20 protein-coding genes and 2 pseudogenes are annotated in these 18,932 nt (G+C 72.4%); 11 read left to right on the top strand and 11 right to left on the bottom strand.

Features of this window, described 5'->3' with window-relative positions:
• Positions 1-44: 44 nt before the first annotated feature.
• The 4 genes from FEF34_RS17905 to FEF34_RS17890 all read right to left on the bottom strand — a co-directional run bounded on the left by FEF34_RS17905 (position 45) and on the right by FEF34_RS17890 (position 3,786).
• Complete coding sequence (locus FEF34_RS17905; RefSeq protein WP_138054063.1) at positions 45-998, bottom strand: methyltransferase domain-containing protein; 954 nt, start codon at positions 996-998, stop codon at positions 45-47.
• A complete protein-coding gene (locus FEF34_RS17900) occupies positions 995-2,188 on the bottom strand; it encodes a glycosyltransferase family 4 protein (RefSeq protein ID WP_138054062.1) in 1,194 nt (397 codons plus the stop codon). Before FEF34_RS17900 ends, FEF34_RS17905 begins: the two co-directional genes overlap by 4 nt.
• A complete protein-coding gene (locus FEF34_RS17895) occupies positions 2,185-2,583 on the bottom strand; it encodes a 6-pyruvoyl trahydropterin synthase family protein (protein ID WP_138057557.1) in 399 nt (132 codons plus the stop codon). The genes FEF34_RS17900 and FEF34_RS17895 overlap by 4 nt, the downstream gene beginning before the upstream one ends.
• 222 nt (positions 2,584-2,805) lie before the next feature.
• On the bottom strand, positions 2,806-3,786 hold the full coding sequence (locus FEF34_RS17890; RefSeq protein WP_138054061.1) for a zinc-dependent alcohol dehydrogenase: 981 nt from the start codon (positions 3,784-3,786) through the stop codon (positions 2,806-2,808).
• A gap of 115 nt (positions 3,787-3,901) precedes the next feature.
• Between FEF34_RS17890 and FEF34_RS17885 the strand changes: the two genes are divergently transcribed.
• Positions 3,902-4,693, top strand: coding sequence for a CDP-alcohol phosphatidyltransferase family protein (locus FEF34_RS17885; protein ID WP_138057556.1), 792 nt, complete (start codon positions 3,902-3,904; stop codon positions 4,691-4,693).
• An 807-nt stretch (positions 4,694-5,500) separates the two neighbouring features.
• Here FEF34_RS17885 and FEF34_RS17880 read toward each other — a convergent pair.
• Positions 5,501-7,684, bottom strand: coding sequence for an alkaline phosphatase family protein (locus FEF34_RS17880; protein ID WP_234042442.1), 2,184 nt, complete (start codon positions 7,682-7,684; stop codon positions 5,501-5,503).
• A 719-nt stretch (positions 7,685-8,403) separates the two neighbouring features.
• Between FEF34_RS17880 and FEF34_RS17875 the strand changes: the two genes are divergently transcribed.
• Together FEF34_RS17875 and FEF34_RS17870 are read left to right on the top strand one after the other, a co-directional pair.
• Positions 8,404-9,132 carry a histidine phosphatase family protein gene (locus FEF34_RS17875; protein ID WP_234042441.1) on the top strand — a complete coding sequence of 243 codons (729 nt, stop codon included), beginning with the start codon at positions 8,404-8,406 and terminating at the stop codon, positions 9,130-9,132.
• 145 nt (positions 9,133-9,277) lie between these two features.
• The gene (locus FEF34_RS17870; RefSeq protein ID WP_234042440.1) at positions 9,278-9,772 is read left to right on the top strand and encodes an excalibur calcium-binding domain-containing protein; all 495 of its coding nucleotides are present in this window, start codon (positions 9,278-9,280) and stop codon (positions 9,770-9,772) included.
• A 170-nt stretch (positions 9,773-9,942) separates the two neighbouring features.
• Here FEF34_RS17870 and FEF34_RS17865 read toward each other — a convergent pair whose 3' ends face one another.
• Positions 9,943-10,932, bottom strand: coding sequence for a serine hydrolase (locus FEF34_RS17865; protein ID WP_234042439.1), 990 nt, complete (start codon positions 10,930-10,932; stop codon positions 9,943-9,945).
• 486 nt (positions 10,933-11,418) lie between these two features.
• Between FEF34_RS17865 and FEF34_RS17860 the strand changes: the two genes are divergently transcribed.
• Complete coding sequence (locus FEF34_RS17860) at positions 11,419-11,745, top strand: carboxymuconolactone decarboxylase family protein (RefSeq protein WP_138054060.1); 327 nt, start codon at positions 11,419-11,421, stop codon at positions 11,743-11,745.
• Positions 11,746-12,030: 285 nt separating this feature from the next.
• On the opposite strand, the gene FEF34_RS17855 is transcribed toward FEF34_RS17860, so the two are convergent.
• On the bottom strand, positions 12,031-12,921 hold the full coding sequence (locus FEF34_RS17855) for an NAD(P)-dependent oxidoreductase (RefSeq protein WP_138054059.1): 891 nt from the start codon (positions 12,919-12,921) through the stop codon (positions 12,031-12,033).
• Between the two features lie 97 nt (positions 12,922-13,018).
• On the opposite strand from FEF34_RS17855, the gene FEF34_RS17850 reads away from it, so the two are divergent.
• The 5 genes and pseudogenes from FEF34_RS17850 to FEF34_RS17830 all read left to right on the top strand — a co-directional run.
• Positions 13,019-13,375, top strand: coding sequence for a winged helix-turn-helix transcriptional regulator (locus FEF34_RS17850; protein WP_138054058.1), 357 nt, complete (start codon positions 13,019-13,021; stop codon positions 13,373-13,375).
• A 399-nt stretch (positions 13,376-13,774) separates the two neighbouring features.
• Positions 13,775-13,981 (top strand): hypothetical protein, encoded by a 207-nt coding sequence (locus FEF34_RS17845; protein WP_138054057.1) that lies wholly within the window; start codon positions 13,775-13,777, stop codon positions 13,979-13,981.
• A complete protein-coding gene (gene kdpF, locus FEF34_RS17840; RefSeq protein WP_138054056.1) occupies positions 13,978-14,067 on the top strand; it encodes a K(+)-transporting ATPase subunit F in 90 nt (29 codons plus the stop codon). The genes FEF34_RS17845 and kdpF overlap by 4 nt, the downstream gene beginning before the upstream one ends.
• Positions 14,068-14,075: 8 nt before the next feature.
• Positions 14,076-14,309: pseudogene (locus FEF34_RS17835) on the top strand (potassium-transporting ATPase subunit KdpA); the annotation flags it as partial.
• Positions 14,293-14,697 (top strand): annotated as a pseudogene (locus FEF34_RS17830) (potassium-transporting ATPase subunit C); the annotation flags it as partial. The pseudogenes FEF34_RS17835 and FEF34_RS17830, both read left to right, overlap by 17 nt.
• A gap of 41 nt (positions 14,698-14,738) precedes the next feature.
• On the opposite strand, the gene FEF34_RS17825 reads toward FEF34_RS17830, so the two are convergent.
• The 3 genes from FEF34_RS17825 to FEF34_RS17815 form a co-directional block, all read right to left on the bottom strand.
• Entirely contained in the window at positions 14,739-15,458 is a 720-nt protein-coding gene (locus FEF34_RS17825) for a potassium channel family protein (protein WP_199800676.1), read from the bottom strand.
• A complete protein-coding gene (locus tag FEF34_RS17820) occupies positions 15,451-16,824 on the bottom strand; it encodes a TrkH family potassium uptake protein (RefSeq protein ID WP_138054055.1) in 1,374 nt (457 codons plus the stop codon). Before FEF34_RS17820 ends, FEF34_RS17825 begins: the two co-directional genes overlap by 8 nt.
• A 132-nt stretch (positions 16,825-16,956) precedes the next feature.
• Positions 16,957-17,046, bottom strand: coding sequence for a potassium-transporting ATPase subunit F (locus tag FEF34_RS17815; RefSeq protein ID WP_138054054.1), 90 nt, complete (start codon positions 17,044-17,046; stop codon positions 16,957-16,959).
• Between the two features lie 295 nt (positions 17,047-17,341).
• Here FEF34_RS17815 and FEF34_RS17810 point away from each other — a divergent pair, with 295 nt between their 5' ends.
• Together FEF34_RS17810 and FEF34_RS17805 are read left to right on the top strand one after the other, a co-directional pair.
• The gene (locus FEF34_RS17810) at positions 17,342-17,701 is read left to right on the top strand and encodes a hypothetical protein (RefSeq protein WP_234042438.1); all 360 of its coding nucleotides are present in this window, start codon (positions 17,342-17,344) and stop codon (positions 17,699-17,701) included.
• 1 nt (position 17,702) lies between these two features.
• Positions 17,703-18,008, top strand: a complete 306-nt coding sequence (locus tag FEF34_RS17805; RefSeq protein WP_234042437.1) for a transcriptional regulator — start codon at positions 17,703-17,705, stop codon at positions 18,006-18,008.
• A 103-nt stretch (positions 18,009-18,111) separates the two neighbouring features.
• Here FEF34_RS17805 and FEF34_RS17800 read toward each other — a convergent pair whose 3' ends face one another.
• Entirely contained in the window at positions 18,112-18,660 is a 549-nt protein-coding gene (locus FEF34_RS17800) for a hypothetical protein (protein WP_138054053.1), read from the bottom strand.
• Between the last annotated feature and the right edge of the window lie 272 nt (positions 18,661-18,932).

Raw genomic sequence — 18,932 nt, 5'->3', positions numbered from 1 at the left:
CGCCGTCCCGGCGAGCAGCCGGAGACGCCCCCGGATCGCCCTGATCACGAGGCGCCGCCCGTCCGCCCGGGCAGCGCCAGCACATCGCTGTGATGGACCACCACGCTCAACTCGCCTGCCTCGCACGCCTCCAGACGGCGCCGCAGATACGCCTCGGCGCGTGAGGCGATTCCCGGCCGCTGCTCCCGCGCCGCGCCGACCCAGCCCCGCAGCCACTCCGCCGCCAGCTGCCGCGACAACCGCCCGTCCTGCGCGTGGCCGTCACCGCCGACGGAGCCCGGGACCGCCGCGGTGTCAGGGAAGCCCACCGCCCCGGCGCCGAGCCGCCACGGGCTGGTCTGCACCCGCACGGTCATGCCCCGGCGGGCGAAGGCGACGGAGGCCGCCGCGACCGCGTCGGGCCCGAGCAACCGGCGGCCGTGTTCCTCACGCCGCTGGTGGGCGTTGAAGGCATCGGTGACCTCGGCGTCCATCGGGTCCGCGGGGGACAGGTCCACCCGCCCCACCACCGACAGCGCCAGCAGTGCCGGGCAGCCGGCCCCGGCGCAGGCCGCGACCAGCCCGTCCAGCTCCTCCCGGGTGAACAGGTCCAGCAGCGCGGACGCCGTCACCAGCGAGGTGCCCTTGAGCCGTTCCGCCGTCAGCCGGGAGACGTCACCGCGCTCCGTCGCGACCGTGACGGGGCTGCCGTCCGCCGCCCTCCGCGGCAACCGGGTGGCGGCCAGTTCGAGCAGCCGCGGGTCGTGGTCGTGCAGGATCCAGTGCTGGCGGCCGCTCAGCCGGGGCGCCAGCCAGCGCCCCATCGAACCGGTGCCGCACCCGAGGTCCCGGATCACCAGCGGGGCGACCGGGCCGTGCAGGTCCGTCGGGTCCGGGCCGGAGCCGGGCAGCCGGAGCCGCAGCGGCTCCAGGAGTTCGGGCGCGCGGGCCGCCGCGTCGGCGGCCTCCCGCAGCGCCAGCCACTCCGGTGCGTAACGCGTGACATCGGTCGTACTCACACGGCCTCCAGGGGGTTCTGCCGGAGTTGTTCCAGCGCCTTGGCCAGGCTCCGGGAGGTCGCCTCCCAGCCGGCCAGTGCGGTGCGCCGCCGTCGCGCGGCCGTCTTCGAGCGGTGCCGCTCGCCGGGCTCGGAGAGCCAGCGGCGCAGTGCCGCGGCGAGCGCCGCCGGGTCCCCCGGCGGCACGAGCGTGCCGGGCACACTCCCGTCGGGCGCCTGCCCGACCGCCTCCGGGAGCCCGCCGGCGGCCGTCGCCAGGACGGGGACACCGCGTGCGAGCGCCTCGGTGACGACCATCCCGTACGTCTCGGTGTGCGAGGCGAGCACCAGCAGATCGGCGGCCGCGTAGCTCGCGTTCAGGTCGGGACCGGACCGGGGTCCGGCGAGGCGCACCCGGCCGTCCAGGCCGTGCTCCGCGATCAGCTCCCGGAGCCGGGCGACGTAGCCGGGGTCATGGCCGATTCCGCCCACGAGCTCGCAGGTCCACGGCAGTCCCGCGACGGACGCCAGGGCCTCGACCAGGAGGTGCTGCCCCTTGCGCGGGGTCACGGAGGCCACGCACAGCAGCCGGGGACCCACGACGTCCGGCGCGGCACCCCGCCCGGGGAGGGCGGGCGCCCCGGTCGCGGTGCCGGGCGCGAGCGGCGCGACATCCGCGCCGGGGGCGGCGGCACGGACCCGGTCCGGGTCGAGCCCGTGGTGTTCCACCAGCCGTCCCGCAGCCCACTCGCTGGGCGCCACGACCGCCGCCGCGGACCGCAGCGTCATGCGCTCCGCGGCGTCCAGTTCCGCGGCGACCGCCGGAGCGAGCCCGGTCTCGTCGCCCAGCGGCAGATGCACCAGCACCGCCAGCCGCAGCCGTGCCGCCTCGGGCACGACGAGGTCGGGGACCCCGCACGCGACGAGTCCGTCGAGGAGGACCAGGCTGCCGTCGGGCGACTCGCGCAGCACCCGCGCCAGTTCGGACCGCGGCCCGGCACCGGGCCGCGGCCACTCGCCCGGGACGGCGTGCTCGTGAACCTGCCAGCCGATCCTGGGCAGTTCACGGCACACCCGGCGGTCGTAGACGTTGCCGCCGCTCGGCGCCGCCGGGTCGTCCACGCCCCCCGGCATGACGAACCGGACGGTGCGCTCGGGCGCGGCTGCGGCGCCGTACTCCTCGGGACGCGTGCTCACGGAGCCCGCTCTCACAGATCCCGCTCGTAGCTCGCCCACGCGATGTGTGACTCGTGCAGCGTGACGGAGAGGCCGGACAGTCCGCGAGCCCCCTCGCCGAGCGCTCCGGAGTGGACCCGGTCCGCCAGTCGGTCGGCGATGACCTTGGCCAGGAACTCCGTGGACGTGTTGGTCCCGGCGAACTCGGGCACCTCGTCGAGGTTGCGGTAGTTGAACTCGCCGACCACCTTGCCCAGTTCGGCGGTGGCGAGGCCGATGTCGACGACGAGGCCGTCGGCGTCCAACTCGGCACGGCGGAAGGTGGCGTCCACAAGGTACGTCGCTCCGTGCAGACGTTGCGCGGGCCCGAAGACCTCGCCGTGGAAGCTGTGAGCGATCATGAGGTGCTCACGGACGGTGACGCTGAACAACGGCTGTGACCTCCCGGTCGTACGGCTCGGCCGCCGGCGGGCGGCCGTGTCCATCAGTACGGCCGGAGAGTACTGCGTGTTCAAAGACGCAGGTCGTTCGGATTTCCGCGGGGATCGGGCACGTCGGAGCGGTGCCTCACGGGTGCGGTACGTGCCGGACCGGGGGACGTCCGCGCGGCGGGGACCCGAAGTGGGGCCGCGGAAGCGGCGACTCGGCGCCCGCTACGAAGCGTCGTACACCACCCGGTGGCACAGGCCCGGGAGTTCACCCGAGGCGATCCGCGGCATCACCGACGGCAGTTCCTCGAAGGCGCACTCACCGGTGATCAGCGCGTCGAACACCGGGTCGGCGAGCAGGTCCAGGGAGAGCGCCAGCCGGTCCGCGTAGCTGCGGCGCGAACGCCGGGCCTCCGCCACCCGCCCCACCTGGCTGCCGCGCAGGACCAGCCGGCCGGAGTGGAACGCCTCGCCCAGCGGCACGCTGATCCGCCGGTCGCCGTACCAGCTCAGCTCCAGCACCGTGCCCTCCGGCGCGAGGAGTTCCAGCGAGCGGGTCAGACCGGCCTCGGTGGCGCTGGCGTGAACGGCGAGGTCGCAGTCGCCGAGGGCCTCCTCCGGGAGGGCGAAGTCGACGCCCAGCGCCGCGGCCAGGGCGGCCCGCTCCGGGTTCGCGTCGACCAACTGCACCCGTACGCCCGGGTATCCGGCCAGCAGCGCGGCGACGGAGCCGCCGACCATCCCGGCGCCGACGACCGCGATCCGGTCGCCCACCAGGGGGGCGGCGTCCCACAGGGCGTTCACCGCGGTCTCCACCGTCCCCGCCAGCACCGCCCGTCCGGCGGGCACCGTGTCCGGCACCGGGGTGACCGCACTCGCCGGAACGACGTAACGGCTCTGGTGCGGGTGGAGGCAGAACACCGTCCGGTCGAGGAGGTGCGACGGGCCCTCCTCGACGACGCCGACGCTGAGATAGCCGTACTTGACCGGTCCGGGGAACTCGCCCTCCTGGAACGGCGCCCGCATCGCCGCATACTGGCTCTCCGGCACCCCGCCCCGGAAGACGAGGCTCTCCGTGCCGCGGCTCACCCCGGAGCAGAGGCTGCGCACGACCACGTCACCCTGGTCGGGTTGCTCCAGACGAACATCCCGAATCTCGCCCTGACCTGGGGAATTGAGCCAAAAGGCGCGTGCGGCGCGCTCCATCCACGACCTCCCGCTGAACACTCCCGCGACGGTTTACGTTCTGAAAATCATGAGACCGCGCACACCGTACGCGGCACTCGTCGACTCTGTCACACGTCCGGAGGGTGGTACCGCGGTGGCCCTGATCGGCACCTACGAGACTCGGCTGCTGCGCCCGGAGACGGCGGCAGGGGCCGGCGCGCAGACGGTCCTGCTGGTCCTGCTGGACGCGGTGACCGGACTCGGCGCGGCCGGCTGGCTGACGGGCGCGGCGTTCACGGTCGCGACGTGGGTGCTGCTCACACGCGCCCTGCACCGGTCGTGGCCGCCGAGGCCGTTCGGTCCCGCGAACGCCGTCACACTGGTCCGCACGACGCTCGTCGGCGGGGTGACCGCGCTGGTCGCCGAGTCCTTCGCGAGCGGACCCCGCATCACCGCACTGGTCGTGCTGACCACGGTGGCGCTGGTACTCGACGCGGTCGACGGCCAGGTCGCCCGGCGCACCGGGACGGAGTCCGCGCTGGGCGCGCGCTTCGACATGGAGGCCGACGCGTTCCTCATCCTGGTGCTCAGCGTCCACGTGGCCGCCTCGCTGGGCGCATGGGTGCTGCTGATCGGTGCGATGCGGTACGTGTTCGTCGCCGCCGCGCGGATACTGCCGTGGCTGAACGGCCCGCTGCCGCCGAGCATGGCCCGCAAGACCGTGGCCGCGCTCCAGGGCGTGGTCCTGCTGCTCGCCGCGGCCGGCCTTCTGCCGTTCACGGCCGCCTGGCTGCTCGTCCTCGGCGCGTTGGCGTCCCTCGTCTGGTCCTTCGGCCGCGACATCAGGGGCCTCTGGTGCGTCAGGGCCCGCGACGGCGTTCCGTTCGCGGGTAGGTCCCGGCCCCGCGCGGCGGCGGTACGGGAGCGGGCGCGCGAGCGGGTCTGACCCGCCGGCCGGGCCACGGGCGGCGGGCACGGGGGGCCCGCCACCGTCCCGGCCGGTGCGGCGGGGGCCCCGACCGTGCTCGGACGCAGCGTCCGAGCACGGTCGGGGCCTTCGCATGGGGCGGTCCGGGGACGGTGTTGCGCGGTGGGCGGCCGGGCCGGGCCGGTGTGCCGCGGAACGTCCGGCGGCGCGTACGCGGGCGCGGGAGTGCGGACGGGGTGCCGGACCGGTGAACGTGTCCGGGGCGTGCGCGGGCGCCGGCGGGTGGGAAGGCAGGACTGGCGGGGAACCCGGGCTGGCCGCTGACGACGGCTCGCGCGGGGTCGACGGACGCGAGGCGGGGGAGGCGGAGGGAGAGCCGGCGTATCCGGTGGGCGGGCCTGCGCCCTGCCGGGAGCGCGCTGGGGTGCTCGCGGGGCGGGGCCGGCGTACTCGCCGGCAGGCGGCGTACGGGTAGTCCGTCCGGACGGGGGTTCCAAGCGCCGCCGGGCGGGGCCTGCGCCCTGCCGGGAGCGCGCTGGGGTGCTCGCGGGGCGGGGCCGGCGTACTCGCCGGCAGGCGGCGTACGGGTAGTCCGTCCGGACGGGGGTTCCAAGCGCCGCCGGGCGGGGCCGACGCCCCGCCGGGAGCGCGCCGAGGTGCCCGCGGGGCGGGGCCGGCGTTACTCGCGGGGGCGGGGCCTGCGTACTTCCGGCCTACGTGCTCCCGGCAGGTGACGTGTGTGCTTCCGGCCGGGCGGGCACCGCGGTCCGGCGGATGGCGAGGCCCGCGGGGGAGGGCCCCGCTCGCCCGTACGTGCGGGTCCGCTCAGCGCCCCGTCGACGGCGCCGCCCCCGGCCGGTCCCCGTACGCGGAGAGGAACCGGTCGCGGAAGGCGTCCATGCGCCAGACCGGGGCATCCGGACCGGGCTTGAGGCCCGGCTGCCAGCCCCAGCCGGAGACCCGGTCCAGCACGGCCGGATCGCGGGCGAGGATCGTGACGGGCACGTCCCGGCCGAGCTTGTCCTCGGTGACCGTGGACACGGGCTGGTGGTCGCCGAGGAACACGAGCACGGTGTTCTCGTCGCCGTACTTCTCCACGTACGTGATGAGGCTCGTCAGCGAGTACTCGATCGCACGACGGTACTCGGTGCGGATCCGCGCCGGGTCCTCCCATACCTCCTGGGGGTCCTTGCCCTCCTCCGCGATGGCGTCGTACACGGAGCCGTCCCCGATCTCGTCCCAGCCGAGTGTCCTCGGTATCGGCGCCCACGGGTTGTGGCTCGACGCGAGGATGATCTCCGCCATCATGGGCCCCCGGCCCGGCCTTCCGTGCTCCAGGCGCTCGAACGCGGAGAGGCTGTACTGGTCGGGCACCGGCGTCCAGCTGAACTTCGGGCCCTTGTAGCCCATGCCGCGCGAGTCGTAGACGTGGTCGAGGCCGTAGAACTTCCCTTCCGGCCAGGACCGTGTGACGCCGGGCATGATGCCGACCGTCCGCCAGGCCCCCGTCTTCTGGAAGGCACTGGTCAGCGTCATGCGGTCGCCGGAGGTGAGGTTGCGGTACCGCTGCTGGTTCTTGATCCACAGGCCCGAGTTGAACGTGGAGTGCGCCAGCCAGCTCCCGCCACCGTATGTCGGGGAGGTGAGGAACGCGCTCCGGGAGGACCAGCCGGCCGCGCGCAGCCGGCGGTCCGCGTCCGCGAGGAGGGCCGAGACCCGCGGTCCCATCTCCGGGTCCTGGACCGCGCTGCGTCCGTAGCTCTCGATGAAGGCGAAGAGGACGTCCTTGCCGCGCAGTCCGGTGAGCAACCGGTCGGCGGGTACACCGGCGAAGTCGTCGTCGGCGGACTCGCGGGCGAACTCCTCCTTGTCCCGCAGGCCGGCGCGTACCTGCTGCACCCGGTCCTGCAGGAACTCGGCCGAACCGCCCGCCGCGACGGGCACCGCCGTGTTGCGCACCCCCAGCGCGGCGCACACGACCCACACGGTCCCGAGCACGAGCGTGCCTCCCGCCGCCGCCGCCCCGTGACGGGCCAGGACCCGGTTCAGCCGTACGGCGGCCCACGTCAGGAGGACGAGCAGCAGGAACACGAGCACGAGGACTCCGACCACGACGCCGATCGCGCCCGCCGGGCCCATGGAGTCGCGGAGGAACGACTGGCCGTCGTCGAGGAGGATCCAGTCGAGCACGAGGTCGAACGGTCGCTTGTAGACGGCGTCGAACCCGATGTCGAGCAGCTTGAGCACGACCATCAGGCCGAGCGCCGTGCCGGCGAACGCCGGGACGAGGCGCCTCACCCGGCCGCGCCGGCCCGGTCCGAGGAGCAGCAGCACGGCGACGCCGAAGATCCCCTCCACCGGTATGCGGAGGAACATGGGCGCCGTGAGATGCCCGAGCTTGTTCGGCAGGAGGAGCGCGGCGAGGACGACCAGGGCGGCCACGGCGGTGGCGCCGTGGTGGGCCACGCGCGCCGCGACGGGGTGAACGACACGACGGCCGCCTGTGCCGGGCGCCACCGGGGAGACCAGATCTCCGTCGGTACGGGTGCCGGTGCCGGTGCCGGAGGTGGAGGCAGTGCCGGTGTCGGAGGTGGAGGCGGTTCCGGTGTTTGAGGCGGTACGGGCGTTGGTGTCGGCCCCGGTCCTGGTCCTGGTTCCGGTTCCGGTGCCGGAGGTGGAGGTGGAGGTGGAGGCAGTGCCGGTGTCGGAGGCGGTACGGGTGTTGGTTTCCACGTCGGTGCGGGCAGAGGCGTCCCCGTCGTCTGTGCCGAGGACGTCCTGACCGTCGCCCGCCCGGTGCATGCTGCACCCCTCCGCCTCGGTGCCGCCGTCCGGGCGGTCGGCCGAGGAGCGGTCCCGGGAGCCGTCGGGAACGGGCCGTTCGCCGGTGTCCGTGCCGACGTCCGTCCCGGTTTCCGAGGCCTGAGCCGAGGCCTGGGCCGGCAGCCGGCGTGAGCGTGTCCAGAGCGCCACCCGTAGGTCCTTCCGCGCAGGGCTGGTGATCGGCATGACGACAGGGGCCGCCACGCCCGCGACTACCTGTACGGCCCGCCGTCGGATTCGGTTCAAGCGCCGGTGCCGCCGGGCGCTGGCATCACGACCGCCCCTTCCCCGGCCGGTCCGCGGCTTCGGGCGCACCACCATGCGCGGCCATGGACGGGTACGGCCACGCCCGTCCGGCACGGTACGGGCATGCACGGCACGGTACGGGCATGCACGGGTTCGGCAGGATCGGGTACGGGCGAGGGCACGCTACGTTCGTGCACGGCACCACGGTGCAGGGGCCCGGTACGGCCTGTGGCTGCCCCCCCCGTGGGTACCCGCCCCCGGTGGTTCGACCACCCACCCCGCCGCAGCCCACCGGCCATTCGGCGGGGGCGGTCCGGACACCTGCCGGATGGTCGGCCCCGGCAGCCGTGGCCGACGCTGGAGCACATGAGGCCCGACGTACAGCAGGTCGTGAGGTCCGCGGCAGCTCCGGCGGCTGCCGCGCTTCCGGCGGACGCCTACCGTGCCGCCGGCACCCCCGACGGTCCGGCCCGCCGGGAGCGTCCTCGCGCGGCCGGGCCGTGTCCGCGAACCGGCGATCCTCGGCATGCCCGCGCCCAAGGCGGGCCCGCCCAGGCCGCTCGGACCCTGCTGCACGCGGCACCACACCCGTCCGCTGATCAGCTGACCGGCGGCAGGAGTCCGGCGCACTCGCCGGACCCGGAAGGAGGTCGGTCGTCATGACGGTCCGCCTGACGTTTCTCTGTGCGGTCGCGTGGGACGGCACCCGAGGTACCCGGAGCACGGTTTTCGGTGACGGGCCCCCGAGCGAGCGTGTCCTGCGGGACGCGGGTGCGGCCAGGGCGGCCCTGCCCTCGTACCTGCCCTCCCTCCGGGCGCCTTCGGCGCGCTGTGCGACCGTGGCCACCGCCCTCGGACTGGAACCCGCGGTCGAGTCCGCGCTCCGCGACATCGACTACGGCGTCTGGCGGGGCCGTACGGTCGAGGAGGTCGCGGCGGCCGACCCCGACGGCTTCACGGCCTGGCTGAGGGATCCGGACGCCACGCCCCACGGCGGTGAGTCCGTACGCCGACTGTGCCGCCGTACCGCCGAGTGGCTGGACGGCCTCCCGCCGGACACCGGCCGCGCCCTGGTGATCGCCGAACCAACGACCGTCAGGGCCCTGCTCGTGCATGCACTGTCGGCACCGGCGCGTGCCTTCTGGCGCCTCGACGCACCGGCGCTCTGCACGCTCTCGTTCCCGGCGCGGGACGGTCGCTGGTCCGTCCGGCCCGGTCGCCTCCCCGTCCACTGCCGCCCCGGCCCGGGAGTCTGGGGCGTCTCCGGCGCGGCGGACGTCTCCGCCGTCGTCCAGCACGTCGGCGCCGCGCGGGCGAGGGGGGTGCGGAGCGCCGTACGCGCAGGAACGTCTCCGGGGCGCGTGCGCGCGCGGACCGGAACGACGTGAACGCGGCCGGGTGAGCCGACGGCCGAAGGGGACGCGGGGTGGTCCCGGCCCGGAAGCGGAATGTCTGTCATTTCCCTCCCCAGGTCCGGTACTTGGGATTACCGTGTCCCCACACATCGTTCACTGAATCTGCACAGGGGGGGCCTTGAGCAATCCGTACACCATCGCTCCGCAGCCCGGACCGCAGCCCGCGGGAGCGCACCGGCCGCTGTGGAGGATGAAGCGCACCTATGCCGGCGGCCTGCTCCTCATGGCGATCGGCTTCGGCTGCGGTGGAGCCGCGGACGGGGCCGAGGAAGGGCGCCCGGCCTCCGCGGCGGCAGAGGCGGGTCCCGGTCCGACGGTCACCGCGACAGTGACGGCCACGGCGACGGTCACCGCGACCCCCGAGGCTCCCTCGGCGACGGTCACCGAGCCGGGGCCCACGGTCACCGTCACGAAGACCAGGACCGTCGAGGTCCGCGGATCGGGCGGCGACGGCAGCAGTGCGAGCGGTGGCGGGGGAGGGTCCGCCGACGTCTACTACGAGAACTGCGCGGCGGCCCGCGCCGCCGGTGCCGCGCCCGTCCGCCGCGGTGAGCCCGGTTACGGCAGCCACCTCGACCGCGACAACGACGGCATCGGCTGCGACTGGGGCTGACGCCCCGGGGTTCGCCGGGAGGTCCGAACGGGTCCGGGCCGCCCGGCGCCCGGAAGCGGGCCGTGGCCCGGCCCCCGACACACCCGAGCACGATCCCGGGACCGTCGCCCGCGCCCCGACACGCCCGAGTACGGTCCCGTGCCCGTGCCCCGACACATCCCATCCGTTTCCTATCGCGCGGTACTCACCAGCGGCCGGGACGCCCGGCGGACCTCGGGCGTCTCCGCCGGGTGCAGGTCGCGGTGGATCGCCTTCGCCACCCGCTCGATCGTCTCCATGCCGTAGTCGCAGCCCACCTCGGGTGACGCACCCTCGGGGACGCGGTTGTTCTCGGTCAGGATCACGAGGCCGTAGTCGTAGGAGCTTCCGGTGATGGCGCTCATGCTGTGGACCTTCCAGTCCCCGCGGTCCCACGAGCTCCTGACCCCGTCCTCGGAACGCTGTAGCCATCCGTTCTTGACCTGGACGACGGCGTCCGACGGAGCGCCCGCCGGCGTTCCCCAGCGCTGGTCGTCCTGCACCTCCCGCATCAGCCGCAGAACGTAGGCGCGTTCCCGGGAGCTCAGTACGGACTCGTCCTCCCCCGTGAGCAGCTGAAGCAGTTTCACCTGCTCACGCGCGGTGATCTGGGTCAGCCCCATGAAGCCGGCGTCGTTCAGGTCGGTGTCCTCCAGCCCGGCCTCGTCGAGGAAGTCCTGGATTCTCGCCCGGCCCAGCAGGTCCCACAGGGCGTACGTCGCGTCGTTGTCCGAGTTCACGATCATCTCCCTGGCCAAAGACCTCTCCTTCCTGGACAGGTCGGTGCCCTTGGCCAGCAGCAACGCGCCCAGGACGATCGGCTTGACCGTGCTGGCGGAGTCGTAGTGCACATCGGCGCGGTAGGTGCACGAGGTGCGGGACGTGCGGTCGTAGAGCGCGATCGAGACCCGACTGGACCGCCTCTCCAGCGAGTTCACCATGTGCCGGACGAGCGACTGCGCCAGCCTGGGCTTCCCGGAGGTGCATTCGACGGGCCGCCCCTCGAACCGCTGCGTCGCGTGCTCCGTCCTGGGGGCGTGCCGGAGGCCGGCCTTCGGGACGACGGGGATCACGGGGTTGACGGCGATCGCAAGGACAACAACCCCGAACGCGGCCATCGATGTGACCTTGCGACGTGCCAACTCGCCTCCTCTCCGTACCGCTTCACGGGTGTGGACACCGCACTGCGCCCGCACCGGCCGGCCCGCTCCGGGCCTCCACCGGTACCAGTGGGAATATCTGATTGATCACTGCTTGTGCGCTGACGCTACAAGCCGGTACCGCGCCGTGCCCGCCGGGCCGACCAATAGGCGTACGGGCCGACCGGCAGGCGTACGACCCCTTTCCGGGAGTCCGACCGGGCAGGGCGGTGGGACCGGCCGGTGGGGCGGCGTGCCGCCGGGGTGTACGAGCCCGGTCGCCCTTGCGGGTGCCCGCCGACGCTCCCCCGGCCCACCGGCCGCGACGCCGTCCCCGGTTTGCCCCGCACCGCCCCGAGGCCGCCTCGACGGGCGATCCGCGGCAAACCGACTTACGGTCGAGCAGGAGACGCTGCACCGAGATGCGGAGCCCTGCCGCGGCTCCGCCCGGCCGATACTCGTCACGACACCATCAGGAGACGACCTGCCATGGCCACAGCATCCGAAACCCCGGTACTGGACACCCTCGCCGCGATGACGGTCGACTCGATCGAGCGTTGCGGACTGGACCCGGACATGTTCATGCTCACCCGTATCGCCGCTCTCGCCGCCTCGGACGCTCCGCCGATCTCCTACGTCGCACACATCGACCCCGCCCTCCAGGCCGGACTGACCGCCGACCAACTGCAGGACGTCCTGGTCGCCATCGCCCCCATCGTCGGCACGGCGCGCGTCATGACGGCAGCCGGCAACATCGCCCGGGCGCTCAGCATCGAGATCGCAGTCGCCGACGCGGCGGCCGAGGCCGGCGCGTAGGAACCTCACCCAGCCCTGACACCACCGGGCGCGCCCGGCACCGACGACCGGCGCGCCCGACTTCACGAGCCGGCCGCACTGCGGACGGAGCGGGCGCCGTACGTCATGCGGCGCGCCCCGGAAGGCCCCGAAAGGACCTCCGCGGCTGCCGCCTCGGAAGGCGTCGTCCGGAGGGCAGCCGGAGCCGTCAACCGACCCCGTCGCTCACCGTCTCAGCCGCCGGCCGGGGACTCGGTCACCGATGCCGGGTCCCCCGGCTCGCCGGAGTTCGCCTGCGGGACGTCCTCAGCGCCGCAGCAGGGTGATCGCGCCCGCCGTGTCCTCATGGGCGTGTTCGGCCCGGTCGGCGGCCAGCCGGCGCCGCATCAGCTCGAAGTACGGGTCGATCAGCTCCGTGCTGACCCCCTGCTCCGACGCGGTGCGCAGCAGCGTCCCGGTGGCCGCCACCTGCATGGCCAGGTTCGACACCACACCGGTGGTGAAGTCGCCCGAGGTCAGCCGCTCGGCCGCGTTGCCCACGAAGAAGCCCATCGCGCCCAGCCACTCCGACAGCAGCGGGGCGAGGTCCTTCGGGGCGATGTCCTCGCCCTCGATGAGCGCGAAGGCGTGCGAGATGCCGGCGAACATCCCGTACATCCCGCTGAGCAGTGCCACGTCGTGCAGGGCGGCGTGGCCCGGGTCCTCGCCGACGAACCGGGCCGGGGCCGGGACCTCCAGCACGGCCCGGTGGGTGTCGAACAGGGCCCGGGAGCCGCTGTAGAGGACGTAGCCGCCGGTTTCGGGGGCGCCGATCATCGCGGGTGTGGCCATGATCCCGGCGTCCACGAAACGGGCCCCGCGAGCCTCGGCCCAGGCCGCGCGGGCCCGGCCCTCGCCAGGGGTGCCGGTGGTGAGGTTGACCAGGCCCTTGCCGTCCAGGCCGGTGCCTTCCAGAGCCGAGTCGATGCTGGCGTCGTCCAGCAGGCAGAGCACGACGAGGTCGTTCGCGGCCACGGCCTCGGCGGGGCTCGATGCGACGAGGGCGCCAGTCCCGGCGAGCGCCTCGGCCTTGGCGGCGGTGCGGTTCCAGACGGTCAGTGAGTGGCCGGCGGCGAGCCAGGTGCGGGCCAGGGCGGTGCCCATGTCGCCGAGGCCGAGAAGGGTGAGGGAGCGCCGTGCGATGTTCGTGTCGGTCATGGAGTTCAGACTGGTGGTGGGCCGAAAGGCCCTCAAGTACGCACTTTGGAGTGGGTGGTTACTCCAAGGTGAGTGAACACGTGGGGAGGGGTGCGTGATGGGTGTGACGCGAAGGCCCGGGGCGGACCACTGCGGTGTGGCCGCGGCGATGTCCGTGATCGACGGCAAATGGAAGGTGTCGCTCCTGTGGGAGCTGGACCAGCGGCCGCGCCGCTTCGGTGAACTGCGGCGACTGGTCCCCGGGGTGTCCGAGAAGGTGCTGGCCGCCCAGTTGCGCGAGCTGGAGACGGACGGCCTGGTGCACCGCCGGGCCTACGACGAGGTCCCGCCGCGTGTGGAGTACTCCCTGACCCCGCTGGGCCACGCCCTCAACACGGCCCTGGAGCCCTTGGGGGAGTGGGGGAGCAGGCACCTCCTCCCGGAGGAGACGCCGTCCGCCCGGGCACTCCGCTAGGCAGCGAGGTCCGCCGGTGGGTGGCGTCCAGAACCGACCTCGGGCGAATGCAACCGCGGCGGCCCCACACAGCCCCTGGCCGGGCGACCACTTCCCCGGCGTCCAGGGCGTCCCGCGGCCCCGGCTGGCTCCGAGCGGCCCCTGGCTTCGTGCCGTTGGTGTTCACTGCCGGCGCCGTGGCCGTCGCCGTGGCCCGCCTCGAGGAACGGCGTTGAGGAAGCGCTGACGAGTGCGCCTGTACGGACGTGCCGGACAACGTGCCGGTAGCCCGCCTCGCTGGCCCTGAGCACGGCCCGGCCTGTCTCGGTCGTGTAGCCGCAGCGTGAGCGGCGCGCAGCAACTCGTAGGCGGCGAGACCGACGCCGCCCGCCGTGGGCGTGACGCGGGGCACTGCGGCGTATGGATGCCGTCAAGGCGGTCGTCGGCGGCGTAAGGGCGTCGTCAACGGGGGTCGGTTTCACGCCAGGGGTGCGCTTCGCTCGTGGTGTCCGTTCCTCTCCGACCCTTTCCCAGGAGCATGCGATGGCCGACGTGGCCTTCGTCGTCACCACGGTCGCGGTGTTCGCGCTGGTGGTCTTCATCGCCAGGGGGGTGGCGAAGCTGTGACCGCCGAGAACGTCATCGGTCTCGTCATGGCCGGCGCCCTGCTGGGCTATCTCGTCCTCGCCCTCGTCAAGCCGGAGAGGTTCTGAGTCCGGATATGAGCCCCGTTCTTGCCGACGTGCTCCAGGTGACCGCGCTGATCAGCGCGCTCGCCCTCGTGCACCGCCCCCTCGGCGACCACATGGCCGCTGTCTTCTCCTCCGGCAAGCACCTGAGGGTGGAGAAGCGGATCCAACGCGCCGTCGGAGCGAACTCCGACACGGAGATGCGCTGGCCCGCCTACCTGCGCGGTGTCCTGGCGTTCTCCGCGGTGAGTGTGCTGTTCCTCTACCCTGCTCGTCCTCACGGTCGTGACCGGCGTCCTCTACCCCCTCGCGGTCACGGGCATCGCCCAGGGCCTCTTCCCCGACAAGGCGAACGGCTCGATCGTGAAGGCCGACGGCAAGGAGGTCGGCTCCGAGCTCATCGGCCAGACCTGGGACCTGCCGAAGAAGGCAGCATCTGATTCAACGACGGGGGACGACGAGAACGAGGCCGCGCGGCCGGACCCGAAGTGGTTCCAGCCGCGCCCGTCCAACAGCGGTTGCGACCCGCTGTCCACCGGCTCCAGCCAGCTCGGCGCGTCCGATGCGACGCTGACCAGGCAGGTCGGCGACCCCAAGCGAGCCGTGGCCGCCTTCAACGGCGTGCCGGAGTCCGAGGTCCCCGAGGACGCGGTCAAGAGGGGAACACCCGAGCCGTGCCGCCCGCCCGGCCTGAGTCAGCTCATTTCGGCGAACGCCTCCACAGCGTGCGTCTTGCCGGTGACGATGATGACGTCCCCCTTCATCACCACGGTCTCGGCGGTCGCGTGGGTGAAGTCCTCGCCGGGGCGCTTGATCCCGACGACGGTCACCCCGTACTTCGTCCGCACCCCGCTCCGGCCCAGCGGAGTGTCCGTGATGCTGTCCGGCGTGACCGTCTTCACCAGGGCGTAGTCGTCGTCGAACTCGATGAAGTCGAGCATCCGCCCCGTCACCAGGTGGGCCACCCGCTCGCCCATCTCGTGCTCCGGCAGCACGACGTGGTGGACCCCGAGCCGCTCCAGGATCTGACCGTGCTGACGGCTGATCGCCTTCGCCCAGATGTTGGGGACTTTCTCCTCAAGGAGGTTGGAGGCGATCAGGATGCTGGCCTCTATGTCCGTGCCGATGCCGACGACCGCGCTGGTGAACTCGTGTACCCCGAGCTGGCGCAGGACCTCCGGGTCGGTGCAGTCGGCGACCGCGGAGTGCGTGAGGGCGTCGCTGTGGCGCTGGACGAGCTGCGGGTCGGTGTCGATCCCGAGCACGTCCCAGCCACGCCGGGTGAGCTCCAGGGCCAGGGAGCTGCCGAACCGTCCCAGGCCGATGACGGCGACCCGCTGGTCGCTCATCTCCGGGTACTGCTGGGCGAGCCGCTTGCGGCGACGGAGACGCAGGTTGTGCAGATAGTTACCCAATGACGGGTCGCTCCTCGGGTAGCTGGTAGCGGCGGGTCCGCTCGCGCAGGGCGAGCGCGGAGACCAGGGTGACGGGACCGAGTCGACCGACGAACATGAGCAGGATCAGCACGAGCCGGCCGCTGTCCGGGAAGTCCGCCGTGATGCCGGTGGACAGCCCGACGGTGCCGAACGCGGACACCGCCTCGAACAGGACCGCCTCCATCGGGGCCGAGGAGACGGTCAGCAGGGCGAGGGTGGCCGCGATCACCAGTCCCACCGCCAGCAGGGCCACGGTCAGCGCCTGGCGCAGCACGTGCGGGGCCAGGCGCCGGCCCATGACGGTGGAGTTGGGCTCGCCGCGCACCTCCGCCCAGATCGCGGCGGCCAGGACCGCGAAGGTGGTGACCTTGATGCCGCCGGCCGTACCCGCGCTGCCGCCGCCGATGAACATCAGTGTGCAGGTCATCAGGAGGGTCGAGGCGTGCATGGCGCCGATGTCGACGGCGTTGAACCCGGCGGTGCGGCTCATCGCGGAGTGGAAGAAGCCGTTCAGGAGCTTCTCGTCCCAGTCGAACGGCCCGAGCGTGCCGGGGTTGGCCCACTCCAGCAGGCAGGTGAACACGGTACCGGTCAGCAGCAGGGCCGCCGTGGCCAGAAGGGTCATCCGAGTGTGCAGGGTCCAGGTGCGCCGCCCGGTGAGTCTGCGGCGGGTCCGGTGCCGCAGTAGCTCGAGGAGGACGGGGAAGCCGAGCCCGCCGAGGATGACCGCCAAGGCGATCGGCACGGTGACCCAGGGGTCCTGTGCGTACGGGGTGAGGCTGTCGGCGTGGAGTCCGAAGCCCGCGTTGTTGAACGCCGACACCGCGTGGAAGAGCCCCGAGTAGGCCGACTCGGCGATGGACCGGTCGTAACCGAACCGGAAGCGCAGCGCGAGCCAGGCACCCACGGCCAGCTCCACGGCGAGCGTGGTCCCGGCGACGCCGAGCAGGACACGGCGCACGTCGCCGATCCCCAGGCTCTTCGTCTCCGCCTGCGCCGTCAGCTGCATCCGCAGCCGAAGCCTGCCCGAGACGAGCAGCGCGAGGAGCGAGGCCATCGTCATGATGCCGAAGCCGCCGATCTGGATCAGCGCGAGGATCACGCCCTCGCCGAACCCGCTCCAGTACGTGCCGGTGTCCACCACGACCAGGCCGGTCACACACACCGCCGAGGTGGACGTGAACAGGGCCGTCACGAACCCGGTCGCCCCGCCCTCCTGCGAGGACACCGGCAGCATGAGCAGGAACGTCCCCAGTACGATCACCGCGCCGAACGCCATGACCAGGCTCCGGGCCGGGTGCACGGCGAAGAGCGACCGCCGCACTCTCGTCAGCTGCCCAGCCACCCGCCGGCCTCCCTCGCCTCACCGCTCCGCTGCCGGGGGCGTGTCGAACCCGTCAACGAACCGGCGGCGGTCACCCTACCCGGACGTCCTGTCCGGACAGCGGGCGGCATGAGGCATCCCTCCGAGAGGCACTCAGAACTTCCTCGGACGCATCACGGCCGCCGCCAGACAGCCGAGCTGTGACAGGGCCACCATGAGCCCGACCCGCTTCTCCTCGCTCACGCGCGATCAACTCCCCGTGCTGCGGGCTGCCCCGCCCGAATCCGACCGGCTCAGGAAACCGGGCGTGCCACCCGCAGGCGCCTCTGTGTGAGGCGGTACGGGGCGAGTTCCCGGCCACTGCCGGTTCCGGTGACCGCGGCGCCTGCGGCCTCGGTCATGTCGCCTCAATGGAAGCTAGTTGCACATTGTGCAACTAGCTGCTAGAAACGTGACCATGAACGGAGTCGAAGAGGGGTGGACCATGGAACGTGGCTCAGACTCTGCAGAGCAACTTCGGGCCATTGAAGGGGCCCCGGTGCTGAGCAGGGCTGCCGGCGGCACGGAGCGGGCGCTCGGCGTGCTGTCGATTGTCGCGCTGTTCGTTGTGCTCGCGGCAGGAGCGGTGGTCGGCATCCCTGCGGCACTGGGATGCGTGGTCCTGCTGGCGGCCCTGGCTCTCGTTCTTCGATGGCGGTGGTTCCACTTGCGGGCACCCGGGAGGAGGCCCCACACGAAGACCGAGGAGTGGCTGTCCTTCTTCACTCCGGTGGCTCTGGCGATTCCCGGCCTCAGGCTGCTGTGGAACAACCCTGCTGATCTTGCAGGTGGGCTGATGTCGGCCGCAGTGCCCACCGCCGTCCTCGCCTGCTACCTCATGCTGCGATGGAGGCGCTAGCGTGTCTCCGCAGCCGCGCACACACCTGTCGACGGTGATGCACTCCCCGAACCGACTTGCGATCCTGGGAGCCCTCCGTCATGTCCAGCAGATCAACTTCGCCGACTTGCAGGAGTCCTTGGAGTTGTCGACTTCGGAACTGTCACGGCAGCTGGGAATTCTGGAGCGGGACGGTCTGATCGAGATCGCCAAGTTCCGCGAGCGTCGGCATGCCGTCACACGCCTTCGGCTTTCCCCGGCTGGGCGTGAGAGGTTCGAGGTCTACCTCGACGAGTTGCGCAAGGTAGTGCAATCAGAGATCAAGTAGCCCGGATATTCGGCGCCAAGAGCGCTGATGAGGCGGGGCCGACACCCCGCCTCATCAATCTCACGTTCGGATCGTGAGACCTGCGGTCATGCCGCGACGGCGATCAGGCCCACGGGGTGGCACACCAGATGGCGCTGGCGGCGAGCGAGGCGGCCAGCCCGACCACTCCGCCCTTCACGGCTATCTTGATGCCGCGCTTGGCTGCTTCCTTGGTGATGAGCCGCGCCGCGTCGGACCACTTCTTCTCGGAGAGCTTGTTCATGATGGCGGAGGTGGCGCCGCCGAGGCCCCCGAGGCCGACCGCTTTCAGAAGGCACTTGCCGTAGCTGTCCTTGCCGAATGCCGCCTTGGCACCCGAAGAGGCAAAGCGCTGTTCGGTAATCTTCGACTTGACCGCGTCCGCGAACTCGGAGCCGAACTTCGCAGTGGCGGCCTCGTGGTTGAACTTGCCGTCGGCGGTGCGCAGTTCCCCGCTGTAGATCGCCTCCAGGTACTTGGCAAGTTCGTCAACCTGCTGCGGGGAGGCTTCCGCTGTGGCCGCGACGGAGACGGCGGGGCCCTGCACGGCGGCGTGTGTTGTGCCGGCGCCGGTGAAGGTGACGGCAGCGGCGCAGACAATGGACACGAGCGCCGTACGACGGTACTTCTTCATTCTTCTCCTTGGTCAGGGAGTTCCCGTCGGGGCTGGCACCCCGTCAGGACGCACGGCGCTCGCACAATTGGTCGATCGTGCTGCAGTTCCCCCTGCGCGCCGAGCAAGATCACTTAATCACACCCCGCGGCGCACCCTTCACACGGTGATCGAAAACTGAGGAAGATCTGAGGTGCCGCAAGGGTGTCGTGACAATGCCGCCCGAGTACCGCCAATCAGCGCGGATCTGCCAGCATTCCGACCTGCAGGGCAGAGGGAAGTAGCCGGCGGAA

Origin of the sequence: Streptomyces marianii (assembly GCF_005795905.1) — a bacterium.
Taxonomy (GTDB): Bacteria; Actinomycetota; Actinomycetes; order Streptomycetales; family Streptomycetaceae; genus Streptomyces; species Streptomyces marianii.
This window is presented reverse-complemented; position numbering and strand designations above follow the sequence as displayed.

What these genes read in the sequence shown, in the direction of transcription:
- FEF34_RS17880 (WP_234042442.1), bottom strand. Translation starts at nt 7,684, where the DNA reads ATGCCGATCACCAGCCCTGCGCGGAAGGACCTACGGGTGGCGCTCTGG.
- FEF34_RS17800 (WP_138054053.1), bottom strand. Translation starts at nt 18,660, where the DNA reads ATGAAGAAGTACCGTCGTACGGCGCTCGTGTCCATTGTCTGCGCCGCT.
- FEF34_RS17875 (WP_234042441.1), top strand. Translation starts at nt 8,404, where the DNA reads ATGACGGTCCGCCTGACGTTTCTCTGTGCGGTCGCGTGGGACGGCACC.
- FEF34_RS17855 (WP_138054059.1), bottom strand. Translation starts at nt 12,921, where the DNA reads ATGACCGACACGAACATCGCACGGCGCTCCCTCACCCTTCTCGGCCTC.
- FEF34_RS17860 (WP_138054060.1), top strand. Translation starts at nt 11,419, where the DNA reads ATGGCCACAGCATCCGAAACCCCGGTACTGGACACCCTCGCCGCGATG.
- FEF34_RS17845 (WP_138054057.1), top strand. Translation starts at nt 13,775, where the DNA reads ATGGATGCCGTCAAGGCGGTCGTCGGCGGCGTAAGGGCGTCGTCAACG.
- FEF34_RS17890 (WP_138054061.1), bottom strand. Translation starts at nt 3,786, where the DNA reads ATGGAGCGCGCCGCACGCGCCTTTTGGCTCAATTCCCCAGGTCAGGGC.
- FEF34_RS17850 (WP_138054058.1), top strand. Translation starts at nt 13,019, where the DNA reads ATGGGTGTGACGCGAAGGCCCGGGGCGGACCACTGCGGTGTGGCCGCG.